The sequence below is a fragment of the Acaryochloris sp. CCMEE 5410 genome (assembly GCF_000238775.2).
In the GTDB taxonomy this organism is placed as follows: domain Bacteria; phylum Cyanobacteriota; class Cyanobacteriia; order Thermosynechococcales; family Thermosynechococcaceae; genus Acaryochloris.
The window spans coordinates 3,909,478-3,929,653 of the sequence record NZ_AFEJ02000001.1 but is presented as its reverse complement, the minus strand read 5'-3'; the positions used below and the strand labels follow the sequence as shown (position 1 = coordinate 3,929,653).

Here is a 20,176-nt window from a genome sequence, read left to right as displayed (position 1 = left end):
TGGCTCATCAACCTGAGCGCTTACATCAAGCCCCAGAAATGCAACACGCCTTTGCCCGTCACCAGTTCAATCACGATAGCGGCGTAGAAACCCACCATAGCTAAGCGACCGCTCCAAGCTTCAGCAAAAGGGTTAAATCCAAAGAAATTATTAGATGTATTCATGTGAGTAGACTCCGATTAATGCATGTGTGTCGTAACCTTGTGTAAATAAATGTAACAGAAATGTAAAGACATGTCAAACAATTAAGGGCTTTTTGTCCAAACTATGGATATTCAAGGTCTTGTAAGGTTTGATCCTACTGACATCCAGGTCTATCGTTGTCCACACAACCCTAATCCTGGGTTGAACTGTATCTGTCCCTTGCCCATCAAAAGGCAATTGTTGTCTGTCTCCAGTGGCGTCTCTGTCACCGAAAGCGCAAACTTTGACACAACAATGCAGTGAACCGACTACCAACTGCTAAACTCAAGTTCTAGAAGCCTCTAAGAATATGTAAAAAAACTTCATATTCATACTTTATTGGGCTTTTTATTCATGGTTCAAAGAGTATTAATCTCTTCAACGTTGTCTGTCTTTGGATACTAAAGTAGTTTGAAAGATCAGCAGCAAAAAATTCTAGTCGCTGATGATGAAGCTAGCATTCGTCGGATCCTAGAAACTCGTCTCTCCATGATGGGATTTGTTGTCATCACTGCCGCTGATGGCGAGGAAGCCCTGCAAGTGTTTCAGCATCAAGAACCAGATTTGATTATTTTGGATGTCATGATGCCCAAGCTGAACGGGTATCAGGTCTGCCAATCCCTACGACAAGAGTCCGATGTCCCCATCATTATGTTGACGGCTCTTTCAGACGTCGCCGATCGGATTACAGGTCTGGAAATGGGCGCAGACGACTATATGGTCAAGCCATTTTCTCCCAAAGAGCTAGAGTCACGCATTCGCTGCATTCTTCGACGGATCACAAAATCCCACTCTGCTCACCACAAATCAGCCGGTGTGATTCAGGTCGGCCATCTAGAAATTGATACCAATAAACGGCAAGTCTATAAAGATAAAGAACGCATTCAGCTCACTCATCTCGAATTTAATCTGCTAGAGCTGTTGGTCAGCCGCCCCGGAGAACCCATCTCTAGAGTTGAATTTTTACAAAAGGTGTGGGGCTATAGCCCTGACGGCAAGATTGATACCCGTGTTGTCGATGTTCATATGTCGCGTCTTCGGAACAAGCTGAAAGAAGATACGGAAGAACCCGACTTGATTCTGTCAGTGCGGGGCGTAGGCTATGCCATCCAACGGGGTGACTAAGGCTATCTCTGGTCCCTTGACGCTTTAAACCTTTAAAAAGCAAAAAGCTGAGGCAGTACCTCAGCTTGACATGGATGATGGTGTTAGCAACTATGCGCCAGTCACAATCTGGACAAAGGTGAGATTGGTGGCCAGTTCAATTAATAAAATTCCGAAGAAGCCGATCATAGCTAGACGGCCACTATATCTTTCAGCATCCTTATTAAAACCAAATACAGGCTCGGCTTTAGCAGCAGTCTTAGGCTCTACTGCAAATCGATTAACGCGACCGCGATCGTCAGAGGTATATCCGCTAGATGTCATGTGTGTAAGCTCCGTAATTGACTATGTAAATAAATGTAACACATACAGCTAAATTTTGTAAAGAAACATTGCGAATTTCTGATCAATTCCAAACGTTATGCGTTGTTATCCAGTTGAGCCAGCTTATTAATCCGCTATATTCTGGGGACTATGGCCAGCCTTTGCGCTCTAGCTCCAAGCCGTCTTACTTGCCTAGCCCTTGTTGCTTGTGAACATCAGACCTTCTCTCCCTCAACCACCCCACTATGGGCGCTGGGCGCTGATTCTGATCGGCGTGATCGCAGGAACTGGTGCCATCGCCTCCCAGTTTTTGCAATGGCCTTTAGGGTCTTCTTCAGCTGCCCAGGTCTGTGCCCAGGTTCCGACCACTGATGTCACTCCACGCATCGAAAACTTGGGTTCGCCTTTTACCACCGGCCAGTATGCCAAGTCTCAACCCTATGCTCGCAATGTGTGGGTCATGGTGCCTTTTCAGAATCAAATCTATCTCGGTCATGGCGATAGCAATGCCAATCAAGGGCCAATTCCTTTGTGGTTTTTCGACCCCAATGCCAACCAATTTCAGTTCAAGTTCGTTGCCCCAGAAGAAGAGATTCGCAGCTTTCAGACCATTGACTCGGAATTATATACCCCTGGGATTGATGCTCGAGAAAGCTGGGACTTGGGCAATATCTACCGTTTCCAACAGCAGGAGTGGCAAAAAATTCGCACCTTGCCTGGGGGAGTGCATGTCTGGTCCATTGCAAAATTCGCAGACCAATTATGGTCCGTGATTCGCAGGTCAGATAACCGGGGCTATTTAATCACCTCCGGGGATAAAGGACAGACCTGGCAAGATATCCAAACTTTGAACACCAGTCCTGCCCATATGGTCCAGTTTGAAGAGTCTCTGTATATCTTTGTCAGCGGGCGTCCTTGGCAGCTGGGGCCGACTCTAAAACCGATTCAACGACAAGATTTAGATCGAACCACTCTATTCCCCAATCACCCGCAAGCCACTCAGGTCAAGAAAACGGCGGTTTCCCAATCCCAGCTGGCTTATATCAGTAAAGGCTCCCGGTATATCTCTCATACTTCACAAGCTGTCCGAGTGCTCAACAGTGAAGATCCTCATCTTCAACCCCCTGGTTTATTTATCGCCACTTCCTTAGCCTCCAACAACACCCAGGTGGAGCGCGTCCAACTGAAGCCCCAGGAAGTCCCTTGGGATGTGATTACGACTCCTAAAGGTCTGTTTGTTTTGACGAGTGAGCGACAGCGAAACGCAGGCAAACTCCGGTTTATCAATCGCGTCAGGAAAGCCACCCACCCCCAGCACTGGTGTGAAATTCTGCGGTTTGAATCGGATACCTTTGCGCGATCGCTCACCCACTACCAAGACCAGTGGTATTTTGGCCTCGGCACGGATTACGGTGCCGAATATGGACTCAAATCCTATACCCCTACTGCCCATCCTCTCTCAGGCACTATCCTCCGCACACCCAGCCCCTAGCCCATTTCTAGAGTGGTCACTCCATAAATTTCATCCAAGGGCAACTCCGGAAACTCTCCCTTATACATCCGACAATTACTAAACAAAGGAATAGCCTGCACGTTTTTCATCAACTGATTCGCCTGTTCATTACTTTTCGGCACATCCATATAAACGGGCTGATCGGAGGGCGGTATCTGCAATAGAGCAGCCAACAGCTGCTGGGCCACATCAGCCCTATCGGCAAATAGCGGTCCAATCCGATACCCCATATCCGCCGGACGAATCAGCCCATATCCGAGCAGATGATCCGCCTGGACAACTCCCCAGCCCTGCATTTCCGGACTTCCTAGCCAATGCTGCAAGAATTGCGATCGCATCCCCACAAAATGACGCGTATCGTAATCCAGCACTTGCTCAAACGGTATGGAGTGAATAGCCTGCAACGACGACGCAACTGGATTGCCATTACCAGACTTCAATTGATGGCGAACATGCAGGCAAGATTTGACAAACCCATGACGGAGATAGGTATCCTGCAGAGCCACCGCTCCTTCTAAGCCAATACAGCGAGCTGGTAGCGACGAAATTGCCTTTTCCCACAGGAATCGGCCATAGCCATGGCCTCGATGGCGGTGATCCACCAAATAACAGCCTAAAAAACCAAAGTCTGCATCATATGCCGCTGCAGAAATACAGCCCACAGGCTGATCTCCTAACCACCCCACCAGCAAACTATTTTGTCGCCAATACACCTCCAAGTCATACCGGCCCGGATTCCAAGATTCTTGTACAGCCCAAGCCCGAATCCTAGGGAGATCTGTTTGTTGAGCCGGTCGGATTTGGAAGTCCATTCATTGCCTCAAGGGTGAGTAGGGATAGGCCCCCCGATCATAAAAGTGAATAGACAAGAGATCCCTGACATCCATACATCTTTTACAATTTGATCACAGTAACTGAAGGTCTAGCCATGACCGAGTTAAATAATGCCGTCGTTCTCTTAACCGGAGCAACCGGGGGATTTGGCCACGAGCTGACTCAACTGTTGTTAGAGGCAGGCAGTCGAGTGATCCGCACGGATATCGATGGGGCCTTGCTGGAACAGCAGGCCGAAAAACTCAATCCAGACCGCCACTCCGGAGAACTACTGCCCAGTTTTGTTGCCAACCTAGGCACGGCAGACGGGTGTGAGGATCTTTATCAGAACGTTCAAGCCCTCAATCATCCTGTTGATATTTTGATTAACAATGCTGGCATTGCCCTCTATGGACGCATGGATGAGACCCCAACCGAACGCTGGGAAGTCATGATGCAGCTCAATCTCTTGGCTCCCATGCGCTTGAGTAACCGGTTTGTAGCAGATATGATTACCCGCCGCCAGGGCCATATCGTGAATATTTCATCCGTCGCTGGCTGGATTGCTCCAACCGGGTTAACCGGCTATGCCGCCAGTAAATTTGGGCTACGGGGGTACAGTGATGGGGTCCGCAGCGAGGTGAAAGACTTCAACATCAAAGTCACCACGGTCTACCCCTTTTTTAGCCGGACGCCGATTCTCAACTCAGATAGTTTTGGCTCCCTCGCTCAGGGGAAATCGGAACTGCCCCACTGGATGACCACAGATCCTCATAAAATCATGCAAGCCACCCTTCAGGGCGTTCAGCAGAACAAACCAGAAGTCTTTCCTGATCTGCCAGCCCGAGTCCTAACCCGAATCAAACGCTATTGTCCGGGCCTGCTCCAATGGACCACAAACCAGATCAAACGACAATACCAAAAACCGTCTTAACGCAGTTATTCACTCGAAAATCCGTGCAAACAACCTCCGAAAAATATCTAATTATTGGTGCTGGCTACGCAGGCTTGGGAATGGCTCAGGCTCTAAAAGAAGCAGGAATTCCCTATGACCAGGTGGATGCCAGCGATGATATCGGCGGGAATTGGTACCATGGCGTTTACGAAACGGCGCATATCATCTCTTCTCGTAACATCACTCAGTTTACGAACTTCCCCATGCCGGACACGTATCCTGACTTTCCCAGCGCTCAAAATATGCGGGATTATATTAACGCTTTTACCGATCATTTTGGATTACGAGACACCATTGAACTCAACCGCGAAATCACCTTTGTTCGCCCCGTCGAAGATAATCTTTGGGAAGTCAGCTTTGCCAATGGTGAACAGCGACTGTATCAAGGGGTTGTGCTCTGTAATGGCCATCACTGGTGCAAGCGACTGCCGAAATTTGAAGGGCACTTTAACGGAGAAATCATTCACTCCAAGGACTACAAACGCCCTCAACAGCTCATCGGCAAGCGCGTTTTAGTGATCGGCGCGGGTAATTCAGCCTGTGACTTGGCCGCCGAAGCCGCCCGGGTGGGGACTAAATGTGTTTTGAGTATGCGGGATGTACCTTGGTTTATTCCCAAAACCTTTGCCGGTGTTCCCGTGGCTGACCTCAGCAAGAACAGTACAAGCCCTAGTCCCCTCTGGTATCAGCGGCTGATGGTGTACCTGCTGATCCGTCTGACCTTTGGCAAACATGAGAGCTATGGCCTGCCGGCCCCCAAACATCGCATCTTTGAGAAACACCCCACCATCAATAGTGAAGTTCCCTACTACATCAAGCATGGTCGCATTACTCCTAAACCGGGCGTCCGCAAGCTAGATGAAGACTCAGTGGAATTTGAAGATGGCAGCCGCGAAGACTTCGACCTGATCGTTTGCGCCACGGGCTACTATGTTGCTTACCCGTTTTTAGCACCAGAGCTGCAGCGCGTCCAAGGCTCAGTGGTCAAATGCTATGATGGTGCATTTCTGGATGATTACAAGGGTCTCTATTTTGTAGGGTGGTATCAACCTAGGGGCGGCATTGGTTCGATTATTAGTGCATTTGCTCCTGTTTTGGCACGCTATCTCAAGCTGCAGGAAACGATTAATGTACCCATCGGGTTAGTGCTCAAAACCCTCGGTAAAACACTACCAACGACCCATCTGTTCGATCCACAGCAAATTTTCAGCGATTTAGAACAAACCGACCGTCAATTTAGCTCCATTACTCAAAAAGCCCATCAAATTGACGCCCAGCATCCTAACTTTAGGAACCAACCGCTTCCTGCTCAGATCCATGACATGCTGAGAACAACCCTATCAACTTAGGCTGACCTGCTAGGGAGACTTGAATAAGCCCCATTGCTCATAAAGATAAGGTTATAGTCAAAAAAGAAGCTCCTATCTAGCCTTTATGACTACTGAAACCACCTCATCTCCCAGTACGACTGCAGCCGCTGTATCTGATTTAAACCCCTCTTGGCAAATTAAGCTGCTTTACGATAGCGCTTGCCCTCTCTGTTTGAGAGAAGTCAACTTTTTACAGAACCGGGATGCAGGCCAAGGGTTGGTAGCCTTTGTCGATATTGCAGACTTGAATTATGCCCCAGAAGAGAATGGCAACATTGACTTTGAAACGGCAATGGGAACGATTCATGCCTTATTGCCTGATGGCACGGTAATGGTGGGCGTCCCCGTTTTTCGCAAAGTCTATGAAGTCTTGGGGATGGGTTGGGTCTATGCCATCACTAAGCTCCCCATCATTGGCCCCATCGCAGACTTTATCTATGGCATCTGGGCAAACTGGCGGTTGAAATTGACGGGCAGAGCAGATTTAGCAACCATCTTAGCTGAACGACAACAGCAAATTGATTGCTCTACAGATCGGTGCAAAATTCCTGTGGAATAGAATTTTGGTTTAATCTTGCACTGGCTCATCCACTTCAGAAGGCTTCGCAGACAGCAGTTCCTGAGCATATTGATAAAGTTCGGGTTCAGTCTGCTGTTTAAGCAGACGATCTTTTAGATCCATAAGGCCCGAAGAAAGGGATTCTGCCTGGTCTCGGTAATGAGCATTCGCAGCTAAAAGATCGGTAAAAACCAATCGCTCAATATCGTTGCGAGAGGGGAGTTCTTCTTGATCGCTGATATAGCTGTGATATTCAACCCCAGTGACTTCATATTTAATCAGCATAATTAAAGCCTTACTGAGGGTATGGAGTTGAGTTCTCAGCTCTTTCACATTCAGATCCGAACGCTCAAATCCAATCGTGCCCTGAATTTTTAGTTCTACGATGGCATCCTCTGTTTTACCTTTTTTATAGGCCGTTTCAATCGTAGTAATTGCCGCTGCTTCCAATTCTGCAGCCGTTTGCTTCGGATCCGCTTTTAGGTTTAAGCGCTCAATATGGCGTTGATAATAATCGGATTTGAGATCAGCTTTGATTCCTTTTTTGGTTAGGTTGACCAAGAACACTCCCCGAGGATTCTGGTCTTGGTTTTCAATTACGCTATTCGCTTCGATAGAGCCGGGGTTGAAGATCCAGCTTTCAGCAGAGTAGCTGCGGTGGATATGGCCAAGGGCTAAATAATCTACACCTGCGGTTAGCAAGGGAGCAAAGTCTTGATAGCGCAATGCCCCACTGTAGCGGGAGACATGTCCTTCTAAACCATGATGAAACATCATGACCGTATGGTCCGGTCCAGAGGGGAGTTTTTCTATCAGAGGAGCTAGGGATTGAATGGCTTGAGGCGCAGCTGCTCCATACCACCGAGATCCAATCACTCGCACACCACAGTCCAGGTCGATATACCCACCGCGCCTCGCTTCAGGATCCCATGGTTCTAATTCTTCTTCAGCATTGGGTTCCAACAGCATCAGACGTCCCCAATCGGCCAGATATCGCAACCAGCTGGTACTGGTGCCATAGAGTCGATAGTCGTGATTCCCTTCGATGGCTAAGACAGGAATGCCTGCTTCTTGTAGCCGATCCAGACAGAGTTGGGCTTGATTCAGGACTGCAGGAAGGACCTGACGATGCTCAAATAAGTCCCCGACAATGAGGACGAAATCGACTTGGGGTTCGATGGCATAGCGTTCAAGCGCATCACTGAAAGCGAGGAAAAAATCTTTGGTACGCTCTGGTGATTCGTATTTGGTGTAGCCCAAATGCACATCAGCAACATGGAGGAAACGAGGCATAATGCTCTAATCCATACAAAATAAGTAGGGATAATTGTACTGGTCTATTTAGCACTATTTTTATTCAATCGTGATAGAGATATCAAACTTAAAACTAGAAAGATTTTCAAGAGTGCTTGCTAAAGAAATTCTAGAATTCCTTACTGAAAAAAAGTCTTACACACTAATCACGCTTCAACAGATATAGAGTAGGACCGGCTATGCCAAAGACTTATTGGTGCCAAATAAAATAACACATACTATTTTCGACATATGCTCATCTCAAAAATTAATTTTTCAGTTTATGTAATTGTAAACCACTGAAAATACCGTCATCAAGCCATAGCATCGATCATCAGATCGCTATAAATTCAAGGTGACATTCGTTGAACCAAGCAAGTTGGTCAAGAACCTCCATTCACATAATCACCTGTCTTATAATACTATCTATAAATCGAAAATATTTTATCTGCATTAAGAGAGTCATTCCAAAAGAATCTCTATAAATCGGTAAAAATTATGATTCATGACATTATATCGTGGGTGTCTACCATTGCAACCAGTAGCAAAGCCAACCCATCTGATGCCATTGAAGTGGCTAGCAGTTGGCAAAACATCCTAAATACATTAGGTACGTCTTCAATAATTACAGCACTAGCAAAGATTACTGAGAACGCTCCTACAGTTATTGAAGGCATACAAAAAACCACTAATAATTTATTCCCTAGACAAGCAAAAATCAAAGATCAAGAAATCTTATTTACTCGTCAAACCTTACTCAAAAAAGTTTGGAAAGAAGTCATTTTAAAACTTAAAGACTCAAGATATGAATCCAAATTTCGTATTGGTCTTAAGCATAAGACAGCTCTTCTCACAGTCATACCACCTAATGAAAATTTTTCAGACAAGAAAACACCACCAATCCTAAATTATGCAGATCACCCAACAACAGTTTCTTTTTTAGAGCATGACTATATAAAAGGTAGATGCCTCATGCTTGGAGAACATGGGTCAGGAAAAACTGATGAGTTGTTAGAAACAGCTAAACAACTTCTTTTAGAAGAGATAGTTTTTCTACAAAAGCATAAAACACTATCTGACAATCCTATCCCAATACCTTTAGACCTATCTCAATATTCTTATGAAGAACAAGAGTTTGAGAAATGGCTATTTACTCAGATTAAAAACAAATATGGCGTTCCAAAATCAGAAACCAAAATATTAATTGATCAAAATCATATTTTTCTATTTCTAGATGGATTAGATGATCTAAGAGAAATAGATGAGTTAGATAGCATCAAATCTTCATACACAAAAAGTCAGAGGCTATGTATTCAATCTATAAATGGCTTCTTAGAACAGAATCCATTAACTAAATGTCTAATTTGCTGTAGAAGTGAAGGGAATGAAAATCCAGAAAGCAACACTCAAATATTTAAATATTTGAACGGAGTCATTAACTTAAAGAAACCTGATACACTCCAAATTCAAAGTTATTTTCATAACTTAGGTAAGGGATCACTCAAAAGTGTATTACGCAAGAATTTTACTCATAAAGAGGAAGACATAACTTATTTACCTTTTTTCCTCTCTATGTTGGTAGCTGCTTATCAAGATGAGGATATTGGTTCACTTACCATGCCACTCTGTCGTGATGAGATTATCGATAAATATATACATCATCAACTTAGTAAAGATGGTCAAAATAGCATTCATAGATCAAAAAAATTGCCAACATCAGATAAGATTTTAGATTACCTAGGTTGGCTAGCCAAGAACCTTAGCAAAAGCAAAGATACCCATAAAACACCAACCTGTTTTTGGATTGAGGGTTTACAGCCATCTTGGTTAAAACCAGACCAAAAAAGATTTTTTAGACAGGTAACTATACTAATTTTTTCACTAACCGGAGGATTAGTTGGAGGCTTCATTGGAAGGCTTTTAGATAGCCTAATTGGAGGACCAATATTCAAGTTAAACAGAGGGCTAATTGGAGGTCTAATAATTGGTCTAAGCTGTGGATTAAAACGAGGACATGAAAAATGGAACACTGACATTAAAGTAACAGGGAAAACTAAGTTCTCTTGGACTAATTTCAGACAAAAGCTGATGTTCTGGTTAATAGGAGGACTATTTGGAGGACTATTTGGAGGACTAATTTTTAGGCAAACTTTTGGACAGACTGAAGGGCATATTGGAGGGCTTATTTTTGGACTAGTTGTAGGGCTAATTGAAGGATTAAGCGCTGGTATAGTTAAAGAATCAAAGAGAACTCACCATCCAAGTCCCAATCAAGGAATCAAAGAATCAATCGCAACTTCCATAAGTCTCGGACTAATTGGAGGGGTAATTGGAGGGGTAATTGGAGGGCTAGTGATTGTAGTACTTTTCAATTCAACAAGCTGGCTGATTGGAGGATGTATCTGCGGATTAACTATCGGACTTATCGTTATGCTAACTAGCGGACTTGAAGAAGTAATTAAACACATCTGTTTACGCTTTGTTCTTTTTCAGTCCGGTGTTGCCCCTTGGAACTTCGCAAAATTCTTGCAACAAGCTGAAAATTATCGCTTCATTCTGTGTGTTGCGGGGCATTATCAATTTGTTCATTACTACGTTCAGGAACACTTTAAAGAGCAATACTGCAGGCAAGATCCTGACAATATAGCAATACCAAGTCAAGAACAGACCAAGGAAGTGACTCAAGCCAGTGTTCGGTAGAATTTTCAACTTCCAAGATCACTCTCTAGCCGTGATCCAAGTCTTAGTCTCCTAAAATTAAGTCGTTAAGATTAAAATAGATGCTGGTTTTTATTCTGGTGAATAAAACCTTGTCTAACCTCAAACAGGGTTAGGGTATCCTCGAACCAGAGTCATACACTAACTAGGTAAGACATCCAAGCATCGGTTTATATGCCAATGGCATATTTTTAGGACACTGCATGAACATTCCCCAAAAATTTTCCACCCTGCTCCTAGGAACAGTTGCCGCCATTGTCTTGGCACCGCAAGTTGCCCTAGCCCTGAGTCCCGCTGAAATTAATAAAGTCGCCAAACAAATCACTGTGCGGGTCGATAGCCAAGCCCCTGGCTCTGGCGTAATTATCAAACGCAATGGTAATCGCTATACAGTGTTGACTGCTGCTCACGTGGTGGCCACCGTCGATGAATACGTCGTTATTACGAATGATGGTCAGGAATATCCCGTCAATGTGCAGACGATTACTAAATTTCCTGGCGTCGACTTAGCCCTGCTGGAGTTTACCAGTGACCGCTCTTATACTGTGGTCAAAATTGGCGACTCTCAACAGCTCTCAGAAGGCAGCGAGAGCTACGTCGCCGGTTTTCCCAGCCGAACTCAGGCGTTGACAGATATTATCTACAACTTCACCACAGGAACGATCACGGCCAATGCCACCCGTCCCTTAAGTGATGGCTATGCCCTGGTGTATACCAACAACACCCTCCCCGGCATGAGTGGTGGACCCGTTCTGGACAAGGATGGCAAACTACTGGGCATTCATGGCCGCGCGGACACCACTACTACGGTTCAAAATCAAAATATCAACCCCGATATCTTTATCAAAACGGGGTTTAATCTCGGGATTCCGATTCATACTTTCTTGAAGATGGCCCCGGCCAATACCGTCACTACCCCGATTAAACCCATCGCCTCTGTCCCTTCCGCCCCTTCAAGTGCTTCTGACTTCTACCTGCAAGCTTTAGATCAATACCGCCTGGGGAATATGGCCGGGGCATTACGCAATACCACCCAGGCTATTCGCCAAAATCCTCAATTTGCCCCAGCCTATGCCCTGCGCGGCAGCATTCGCCTCGTCAAGCAGGATCAAACGGGAGCCTTACAGGATTTTAATCAGGCGATTCAGTTGGACAAAAATCTGCTGCAAGCCTATATTGGCCGAGCTTTGGTGCAATCGTCTTTGGGGGATACTGGGGGTGCGATCGCAGATTACTCCCAGGCCATTCAGCTCCAGGGAGACCACGCCATTCTCTACTACAACCGGGGGATTGTTTACCTCAACCAAGGTCAACAAGGAGCAGCCCTCACGGATTTACGGACCGCCGCCGATCTAGCGCTTAAAGATAACAACCAAGCCGATTACCAGCGAGCTTTAGAAGCGATCAATATTGCCTCCAAAAATTGCCGACAGTCGATTCGAACCATTTGTGATCGTTAACTTTTTCTCCTTCCAGATTCTATTTCTTACGATCTGGAAACTGAATCTTTCTCACTACCGTCAAAATCTATTAAGGATGTACTGGACGCTACTTTCATGAAACACACAGTTTTACCCATTGCGAAACTTTCTATTGCCCTCACCGTGCTCACCGCTTTTTGCGTTCCGGGTTCAGTCTATGCCAACCCTTTCAGTTCTCCTGGCATTGGGGTTGAGCAAATCAAAGTTAAAGAAAGCCGACGCATCGCCGTCTTAGACTTCGATTATGCCAACGTTAGCAAAACTGGGATTAGCTATGGGTTATACGGTAAGAATGGCGCATCCCGAGGCATCAGTAATCTGCTGACCAATGAACTCGTCAAAGATGGCACCTACATCCTGGTGGAACGCAGCAAAATTGACGCCATCCTAGCTGAACAGAACCTAGGCGCATCAGGCCGTATTGAACCCACCACTGCTGCTCAAATTGGGCGAGTCCTGGGAGTAGATGCCGTCCTGATTGGTTCCATTACTCAGTTTCATATCGAAGAACAATCCAAAGGCGGTTCTATCGGAGGATTCTTTGGTCTAGGAGGCAAACAAAAAACTCAGCTTGCAACGGTTCAACTCTCTACCCGCCTCGTCAGTACAGCCACAGGAGAAATTCTCACCGCTGCTGAAGGCACCGGCCAAGCAGATAAAAGTGGGGGTCGTGGTCGTATTTTTGGTATTGGTGTTGATAGCAACTCTGACAGTAGCGAGCGCCTCTTGGGTGAAGCCTCAGGTCAAGCCGTGGATAAAATTGTGTCCCAACTTGCAGCAGTAGCTCCTAAGCTCGCGGCCAAGCCCGCCACTCTCCCTGTAGAAGAAATGGTGGTTGCCGATGTCACTGGCACTCAAATCGTTCTCAATAAGGGGGGCGTTCATGGCTTTCGCCCTGGTATGGTGGTTTCCGTTGAACGAGTAATCAAAGATATTAAAGATCCGACAACGGGTCAATTATTACGTCGCCAGACTCAGTCTGTAGGCCGCATTCAACTCACCGAAGTCGATGCCCAATCCTCTGTCGGCAAGATTCTGACTGGCACAGGTTTTAAGGTTGGAGACGTAGCCAAAGCTGTTGAGTAAATTCACAGCTTTATACCGTCTAGAACAGTTCTAGCAATTGCTTCTCAGGCGCATGGCCGATTAAGTCACCGATATCCCCCAAAAGGCTGGTCTTTTGGGGGGATTTTAATGGAGCTGATCACTTTGCTTTATCAGCCCTAAGACCATATAGATCGTAAATAAATATCCTGAAGCAATCGTCAGAATAAGCAGCACAGGATTGAAGGTAATCATGGAAAACGCAGGTGCGAATTTTGCTAGATTAGACCATAAAAAAAGTGATTAAACAAGCCTCAAATCCTATAGAAACCCATACAAATATGTGGTTTTATGCCTTTTACGTAACATTGCCCATCCATCCTTCTATTTCATCTTTTATGGAGATGGGGGCTAGGTAAGGGATTGGGAGACATATCGCCTGTCTAGACACCAAGTTAAGTTTCACCATCAACGACAAAAAAATTTCAAAAAAGCTATAAAATTTCTGTATCAAAAGATACGGATTTTAGCTTAGCAATGAGTATTTCTACTAAAAAGCCTCAGCAATCCATAGCAGCCGACGTTTTTGTTCCTAGAGCACATCAATGGGTACAGCTCCGCAATCCCTTGTCTGACTACAGTGAAGATGCCGCTTTGCTGCTGTGCCCAGGAGATCGAGATCGCTGGATTGCATGGATTCCTGGCTTTGGACAAGCGACTTTAGAGCGCTCACAGTTATTGAAAGCGATCGATTAGACTGCCCACTAAACACCCATACCCCAGAAGCCATTAGTTAGCTGGAAGATCTGTTCAGAGGATTGTATTTTGTTCACTAATGTCTGCCATGGTTAGTCTATCCATCACAAAAATGCCCTCGATTTAGATAATCGAGGGCATCGCTTTTAAGTAACTCAGTGACTGATGCTAGCGTTAATTCAGCTGATGCTGCTCTTGCTCTAGCATTTGAACCAGTCCTTGATCGCCTTTACGTTTGGCAACAGCAAGACGATGCTCCAAGGTCTGGCGAATAAAAGTGTTATGAACTTTTTCCAAATCGGATACATCCCGAATACCCAAACGCCCAGAGGGTCTGGAATAATTCATGGCTGTGCCGACAGAGATAGATTGAGGCACAACATCAGGAATCTTGGGTGTTTGAGGCAAGGTAGACTCTTGGCGAGTTGTAGAATTGTTCACTCCTTGTCCATACTCAACGCCACGATAGGTCATAACGTGAGTGGGTTGATGAAGATCCGTAGTTGCATACTGCCGACGGCGGCAGGGAGTGCCACGATAGTGGCCAATAATTTCAGTTTCTGTGACTTCTACTGAGGGAGAAACAGGGGTGTACTCGACACCACGATAGGAATATTTCACGGTTGGCCTCCGACCGAATAGATGGGATGAGGCGCGTTCCTTCAGGTAAATGCCTTACTTCCGTCTTGCTGACTCACCTTTGATCAGGAATCAAACAGACAAGCGATGCAAGATGAACGATTCATTTCTGTATCTAATAATACCCTTTTCAAATTAAAGATCTGACTACAAAACCCGATAAAAAATTAAATTTTAATTAAATATAGTTTTTTTGTATTCTCTAACACTTTTTTGCTCTGAGAGTATTGATTTCGAGACTTCAACAAACCTGAAATTCTGGCTCTAACGGCAGTTGGCACTAGGAACTGCCACTTTTCTCTAGCATGACTGCTCATACACCAAAAAACAGCCTGTCAGATGACAAGCTGTTTTGCAAGACTCAGAGCTAACTTAGTGCTGACGAGTCATAGGTGCTTGGGCTTACATCATGCCCATGCCACCCATGCCACCCATGCCGCCCATGCCACCCATGCCGCCCATGCCACCCATGCCGCCCATATCGGGCGCAGCAGCACCTGCAGGTTCAGGCTTATCCACTACTAAGGCTTCAGTGGTGAGCACCATACCAGCAATCGACCCCGCATTTTGGAGGCCCGAACGAACCACCTTCGCAGGATCAACGACTCCAGCAGCAATCATATCTTCGTAGGTGTCAGTCATGGCGTTATAGCCATAGCTGAAGTCCGCATCACGGACTTTCTCTACAACGACAGCGCCTTCTTTACCAGCATTGTCCGCAATTTGAGTGAGAGGTGCTTCTAATGCAATACCCACGAGGTCTGCACCAACTTTTTCTTCATCTTTCAATTGAGCTTTAACACTCTCAATGGTTTTGGTGAGATGAATCAAGGTGGTGCCACCGCCAGGAACGATCCCCTCAGCTACGGCTGCTTTCGTCGCGTTGAGCGCATCTTCGATGCGTAATTTACGATCTTTCAGCTCGGTTTCGGTTGCGGCACCTACTTTGATGACAGCAACGCCCCCTGCAAGCTTAGCAATCCGCTCTTGCAGCTTTTCTTTGTCGTACTCAGAATCGGTTTCATCCAACTGGCGACGGAGCTGCTCCACTCGCTTGCCGACATCCCCTGCATTGGCCGCTTCCGACACAATCGTGGTGTTGTCTTTGCTGATGGTGACCTTGCGAGCCGTTCCCAGCATCTCTAAATCAACTTTGTCGAGGGTTAAACCCACATCTTCAGAAATGACCTGTCCACCGGTGAGGACGGCAATGTCTTGAAGCATGGCTTGGCGGCGCTCACCAAAACCAGGAGCCTTGATAGCCACAACATTAAGGACACCCCGCAGCTTGTTCACCACCAACGTGGCTAGGGCTTCTCCTTCTAGATCCTCAGCAATAATTAGGAGAGGCTGTCCAGCACGGGCAACTTGCTCCAGGATACCGACGAGATCTTGAAGAGAACTGATTTTCTTATTGACGATCAGCAAGCGGGCATTTTCGATCTCAGCAACCATGCGTTCTGCATCGGTCACAAAGTAGGGAGAGATATAGCCCCGATCGATTTGCATCCCTTCCACGATTTCCATTTCGGTGGCGAGGGACTTGGATTCTTCTACGGTAATGACGCCATCTTTGCCCACCTTATCCATGGCTTGGGCAATCATTTGACCGACTTCGGTATCGTTCCCAGCAGAGATGGTTGCCACTTGTGCGATCGCATCTCCGGCAACGGGCTTCGACTTGGCTTCGATCTCTTTCACTAAGGCATCAATCGTCTTATCAATCCCTTTGCGAAGGGCCACGGGGTTAGCCCCAGCAGCCACATTCTTCAAACCTTCGCGAATCAACGCTTGGGCCAGAACTGTAGCGGTAGTGGTACCGTCACCCGCAACATCATTGGTTTTGGAAGCCACTTCTCGCATCAGCTGAGCACCCGCATTTTCCAACGGATCTTCTAGCTCAACTTCCTTCGCAATGGTCACCCCATCATTAATAATTTGGGGTGCTCCAAATTTCTTTTCCAGAACCACATTGCGACCTTTAGGCCCCAAAGTGATTCGTACGGCATCTGCCAGAGAATTCACACCACGCTCAAGAGCGCGACGCGATTCTTCATCAAATACTACATGTTTGGCCATTACAAGCGTCCTCTCGTTTGCGCCTTCTCAGTGAATTACACACAACGTTTCATGTTTGTCAGCACACTAGCACTCTCAAGAGGAGAGTGCTAAAGCTAACCCATTGTAGCTTCAAGGCCCGAACTAAAATATCGGGTTATTGTCCAGATAACCGAACTTCTTGGTATGGGCAAACGCAACCCCGAGGATCAACCTTCATTAGGGCTTTTCCCTTGTCATTCTGTCTTGAGTCGTGCCAACCAATGACCCCATCGAGCCAGTCAGCCATTTTTCTCAATTGTGAGCCAGCACTTGCGAGGTGTCATAGCCCCTATCTTCAAGTTCACCATTGACCCACTTGGCGATACTGTAGGTCAGACCCAGACCCTTACCCTTATTTGTAGCTATCAACCGGCCCCTATAAAAAATGGAGCAATCTTCATAGAAGCGCTTGGAAGATTACCCCATCGGTACAAGAGACTCGGGCGAACACTATTCACATGAAAAGGATTGAGAGCAAATCTGGGATAGTCTACTCCAGTCCAGAGGATTAGACCACTCATCTTCCCATCATGAAACTAACTAAGGGGAGCATACCCAAACGTGACATTAAACTGTCTGCACCATAGAGCCACTGATGCATAATCGTCTAAATCAATATCGCTAGGAATTTCATAAAGTTGCTTACCCTGAAACTTTTGTAGAGGAGCTAGGGTTACATAAGTTCCTTCTTCAATGGAGCCTGGAACCTGAGCTTGACGAGACAAGACCACTTTTACATCAGGGCCTTTAGCAGTACTAAAGTCAGTGCTTAATTCTAAATAGCGCTTGCCGCCTTTAGAAATAATCTGAGCGGAACCCGTGGATTGTTTTTTGACGGTAACAAACTGTCCAGATGCAACAACCGATTTCTTAGCCACGAGAAAAGACGATTCATTGGCATTCCCTTGGAGAACCGATTCGATGGCTAGGCTGGGCTGAATCACACTAGTTGCAAGCAGAAAAGCGGATAAGGTGCCAAAAGCAAGACGTTTCATAACAAATTCCCTGTAAGACTGAACTTATCTCTAATAATGCCGGGACATTTTGAGAGGGATTTGATCCGCCCCTGAGAGGTTCATAAATAAACTTGAGGATTTGCTGAGAGGAGAGCGCTAGCAAACCGATGGGGCACCTTCGCAATCTAAGCATTCACTGCTAATTAAAGATCGTAGCCAGAATCACGACCAAGAACAGCATGTACAGAACAAAGACTCCTGTAAGGATCAGGCCAGCCGTTGATCGGGGTTCCTGATTCGGTGTTCCTGTCGGTTTTAAGAGACGGTTGAGAATGTAGCGAAATTTGACGTAATAGATAAATCCCCACAGGGGCGTTTTTTGGATCAGATACGTTTGCCCTTCATGATCCGAGGCGGCAGGTACATAAAACTGAGCAAATCGAATTTTCGTTTTTCGCTGACAGAGTTGGCGCGCCTCTAAATCTACTTGGTCGGCAATATAGGCAACCAAAACGGCATTACCCGATTGAAACCCCCGAGGCAATGGTGACTGATTCGCCTGCTGAGCCTTCTGCATTAAGGTCTGTTGATCGGTTTCCATGACCTGAGCATTGAGGAGAGGAACACGGCGGACAAAGACGGTGTAGTTCACCCACGTCAATAGGCATTCCCAATTAAAGGTCCGCCGAGCCGCAATAATCGTGTCTGACGTCACTTCCAAAACACGGAAATTGAGATGGCTAAGCTCTTGTTGTTGAGCCGATAAAGGATGATCAGCAGTCATAAATTCGGTTGCCAGTAATTTGCCCAGACCATACAGAACATCATGATGTTGTGGGTCTTAATGCTGGCTATCTTAGAACAGGGTGGTATCGTCCACCAGCGATCAGTCGTACAGTATCCCACCAGAACAACGCACCTCTAGCCCGGATCCTCGAATCGTAACTACATAGTGTTAACGAAAGTCAGGTGAGTTCCCTTCTCTGGGAGGGAAAACTGATGACAGAGAAACGATATCATCGCTTCACCCAAAATTCTTAATCGGTAATTGATTTATAGGCTTTTTGATGTACAAAATTATCCGATTTACGCCTGCCTCACAACGGTATTATCCAAAATCCTTGAACTGTAGTAGTTATATGAAGGAAAACGATATAGATCACACCTCTGTTGATTTTGCTCTAGGTGCATCCCAGGGTTGTTTTACGTTCCTCCTAGAAAAAATAGGATGGTTCTACTGACCAACAGTAGAGAGACCGATGAGCCATCTAATCGATACTTTGAAGCAAGTCCCGGATTTCCGCAGTGCCCATGGCCGTATTCATCCGTTATGGCTGCTGTTGCTATTGATGGTGATGGGCATGCTTGCTGGATATCAAGGGTACCGTCCGTTAGAAACCTTTGTGAGCGATTATCGCCAGCCTTTAAGTGAGCTATTGGGGCTTGAGAGCCTCGAAGTTCCGTCTCACTGTACCTTTCGTCGAGTGATGAAGGGGCTTGACTTCCAAGCGTTGAGCCACCAATTTGAAGCATGGATGCTCTCGAAAGCCCAGACTCACTCTCCCGATAATTATGCAGCCTCCATTGATGGCAAACGGATTCGTCAGGGGCTGACAGATGCCAAGGGGAAGCAGCGTTTTGTAGGGTTGGTGAGTTTATTTGCGGTGGAAGCAGGCATCACCCTCAAGCTCGAAGCCCTCACTCAGGAGGATAATAGCGAAATCAAAGTCGTCCAGGCTTTGTTGGAAACCCTTCAACTCGATGGCTTGCTGATTACCATGGATGCCTTACACGCCCAAAAAACACTTGAGAAGATTGTGGCCTCGGGTAACGACTATCTTGTGGCGGTCAAATCCAATCAGGGAAGACTTTACGACCACCTCCAGACTTACTTTGAGTGTCTTAAACCCATGGCTGAGCACATCCACTCCGCCCAAAGTAGAGGACGAGATGAACATCGGTGTATACAGGTTTATGAGCCTGTCGGCATAGCCTTACAGGAATGGGAGGCAATTCGCTCTGTGCTTTGTGTCCAACGATGGGGCACAAAGCAAAGGAAAGGAGTATCACAATACGGCCTATTACATCAGTTCAGCTGCCACCTCACCCCAGCATTGGCAATCTCTGGTCCGAGAACATTGGGGCATTGAAAATCGGTTGCATTGGCCGAAGGATGTTGTTTTGGCGAAGATGATTATCGACTCGAAGATGAACAAGCACTGCTCAATTGGTCAGTGCTTAGAACTATTGGGATTAATATCCTGCGGCTAAACGACTATCAATCCCTCAAAACCGCGATGACTAAGCTTGCTAATCGGGTCGATATTATTTTTTCGCTGCTAACTTAAAACAGCCCTGAGGTGCATCC

At 46.2% G+C, this 20,176-nt stretch carries 17 protein-coding genes, 1 pseudogene and 1 riboswitch; of the genes and pseudogenes, 10 read left to right on the top strand and 8 right to left on the bottom strand.

Annotated elements, in window-relative coordinates; genetic code table 11:
* Positions 1-20: 20 nt before the first annotated feature.
* Positions 21-164 (bottom strand): hypothetical protein, encoded by a 144-nt coding sequence (locus ON05_RS18130; RefSeq protein ID WP_010470165.1) that lies wholly within the window; start codon positions 162-164, stop codon positions 21-23.
* 430 nt (positions 165-594) lie between these two features.
* On the opposite strand from ON05_RS18130, the gene rpaB reads away from it, so the two are divergent.
* The gene (gene rpaB, locus ON05_RS18125; protein ID WP_010472314.1) at positions 595-1,308 is read left to right on the top strand and encodes a response regulator transcription factor RpaB; all 714 of its coding nucleotides are present in this window, start codon (positions 595-597) and stop codon (positions 1,306-1,308) included.
* Positions 1,309-1,398: 90 nt separating this feature from the next.
* On the opposite strand, the gene ON05_RS18120 is transcribed toward rpaB, so the two are convergent.
* On the bottom strand, positions 1,399-1,611 hold the full coding sequence (locus ON05_RS18120) for a chlorophyll a/b-binding protein (protein WP_010472313.1): 213 nt from the start codon (positions 1,609-1,611) through the stop codon (positions 1,399-1,401).
* 208 nt (positions 1,612-1,819) lie between these two features.
* Between ON05_RS18120 and ON05_RS18115 the strand changes: the two genes are divergently transcribed.
* Positions 1,820-3,103 (top strand): hypothetical protein, encoded by a 1,284-nt coding sequence (locus tag ON05_RS18115; RefSeq protein WP_010472312.1) that lies wholly within the window; start codon positions 1,820-1,822, stop codon positions 3,101-3,103.
* On the opposite strand, the gene ON05_RS18110 is transcribed toward ON05_RS18115, so the two are convergent.
* On the bottom strand, positions 3,100-3,936 hold the full coding sequence (locus ON05_RS18110) for a GNAT family N-acetyltransferase (protein ID WP_010472311.1): 837 nt from the start codon (positions 3,934-3,936) through the stop codon (positions 3,100-3,102). The two genes, ON05_RS18115 and ON05_RS18110, sit on opposite strands and share 4 nt — an antisense overlap.
* A 116-nt stretch (positions 3,937-4,052) precedes the next feature.
* Here ON05_RS18110 and ON05_RS18105 point away from each other — a divergent pair, with 116 nt between their 5' ends.
* From ON05_RS18105 to ON05_RS18095, 3 genes are all read left to right on the top strand, one after another.
* Positions 4,053-4,871: an SDR family oxidoreductase gene (locus ON05_RS18105; RefSeq protein WP_010472310.1), complete on the top strand. Its 819-nt coding sequence runs from the start codon at positions 4,053-4,055 to the stop codon at positions 4,869-4,871.
* A 23-nt stretch (positions 4,872-4,894) separates the two neighbouring features.
* Entirely contained in the window at positions 4,895-6,241 is a 1,347-nt protein-coding gene (locus ON05_RS18100; RefSeq protein WP_010472309.1) for an NAD(P)/FAD-dependent oxidoreductase, read from the top strand.
* Positions 6,242-6,326: 85 nt separating this feature from the next.
* Positions 6,327-6,821 carry a thiol-disulfide oxidoreductase DCC family protein gene (locus ON05_RS18095; RefSeq protein ID WP_010472308.1) on the top strand — a complete coding sequence of 165 codons (495 nt, stop codon included), beginning with the start codon at positions 6,327-6,329 and terminating at the stop codon, positions 6,819-6,821.
* A gap of 9 nt (positions 6,822-6,830) precedes the next feature.
* Here ON05_RS18095 and ON05_RS18090 read toward each other — a convergent pair whose 3' ends face one another.
* A complete protein-coding gene (locus tag ON05_RS18090; protein ID WP_010472307.1) occupies positions 6,831-8,114 on the bottom strand; it encodes a DNA repair exonuclease in 1,284 nt (427 codons plus the stop codon).
* 522 nt (positions 8,115-8,636) lie between these two features.
* Between ON05_RS18090 and ON05_RS18085 the strand changes: the two genes are divergently transcribed.
* From ON05_RS18085 to ON05_RS18070, 4 genes are all read left to right on the top strand, one after another.
* Positions 8,637-10,814 carry an NACHT domain-containing NTPase gene (locus tag ON05_RS18085; RefSeq protein WP_236618925.1) on the top strand — a complete coding sequence of 726 codons (2,178 nt, stop codon included), beginning with the start codon at positions 8,637-8,639 and terminating at the stop codon, positions 10,812-10,814.
* 221 nt (positions 10,815-11,035) lie between these two features.
* Positions 11,036-12,292, top strand: coding sequence for a serine protease (locus ON05_RS18080; protein ID WP_010472305.1), 1,257 nt, complete (start codon positions 11,036-11,038; stop codon positions 12,290-12,292).
* 96 nt (positions 12,293-12,388) lie between these two features.
* Positions 12,389-13,399: a CsgG/HfaB family protein gene (locus tag ON05_RS18075; RefSeq protein WP_010472304.1), complete on the top strand. Its 1,011-nt coding sequence runs from the start codon at positions 12,389-12,391 to the stop codon at positions 13,397-13,399.
* A gap of 495 nt (positions 13,400-13,894) precedes the next feature.
* Positions 13,895-14,113 carry a hypothetical protein gene (locus ON05_RS18070; protein ID WP_010472303.1) on the top strand — a complete coding sequence of 73 codons (219 nt, stop codon included), beginning with the start codon at positions 13,895-13,897 and terminating at the stop codon, positions 14,111-14,113.
* A 174-nt stretch (positions 14,114-14,287) separates the two neighbouring features.
* On the opposite strand, the gene ON05_RS18065 is transcribed toward ON05_RS18070, so the two are convergent.
* The 4 genes from ON05_RS18065 to ON05_RS18050 all read right to left on the bottom strand — a co-directional run bounded on the left by ON05_RS18065 (position 14,288) and on the right by ON05_RS18050 (position 18,592).
* Positions 14,288-14,734 carry a DUF4278 domain-containing protein gene (locus ON05_RS18065; RefSeq protein WP_010472302.1) on the bottom strand — a complete coding sequence of 149 codons (447 nt, stop codon included), beginning with the start codon at positions 14,732-14,734 and terminating at the stop codon, positions 14,288-14,290.
* A 30-nt stretch (positions 14,735-14,764) separates the two neighbouring features.
* Positions 14,765-14,855: riboswitch (Glutamine riboswitch) on the bottom strand.
* Positions 14,856-15,154: 299 nt separating this feature from the next.
* On the bottom strand, positions 15,155-16,831 hold the full coding sequence (gene groL / locus ON05_RS18060) for a chaperonin GroEL (RefSeq protein ID WP_010472301.1): 1,677 nt from the start codon (positions 16,829-16,831) through the stop codon (positions 15,155-15,157).
* A gap of 557 nt (positions 16,832-17,388) precedes the next feature.
* Positions 17,389-17,847 carry a DM13 domain-containing protein gene (locus tag ON05_RS18055; RefSeq protein WP_010472300.1) on the bottom strand — a complete coding sequence of 153 codons (459 nt, stop codon included), beginning with the start codon at positions 17,845-17,847 and terminating at the stop codon, positions 17,389-17,391.
* 160 nt (positions 17,848-18,007) lie between these two features.
* Positions 18,008-18,592, bottom strand: coding sequence for a hypothetical protein (locus ON05_RS18050; RefSeq protein ID WP_010472299.1), 585 nt, complete (start codon positions 18,590-18,592; stop codon positions 18,008-18,010).
* Between the two features lie 475 nt (positions 18,593-19,067).
* Here ON05_RS18050 and ON05_RS18045 point away from each other — a divergent pair.
* Positions 19,068-20,156: pseudogene (locus ON05_RS18045) on the top strand (ISAs1 family transposase).
* Positions 20,157-20,176 lie beyond the last annotated feature (20 nt).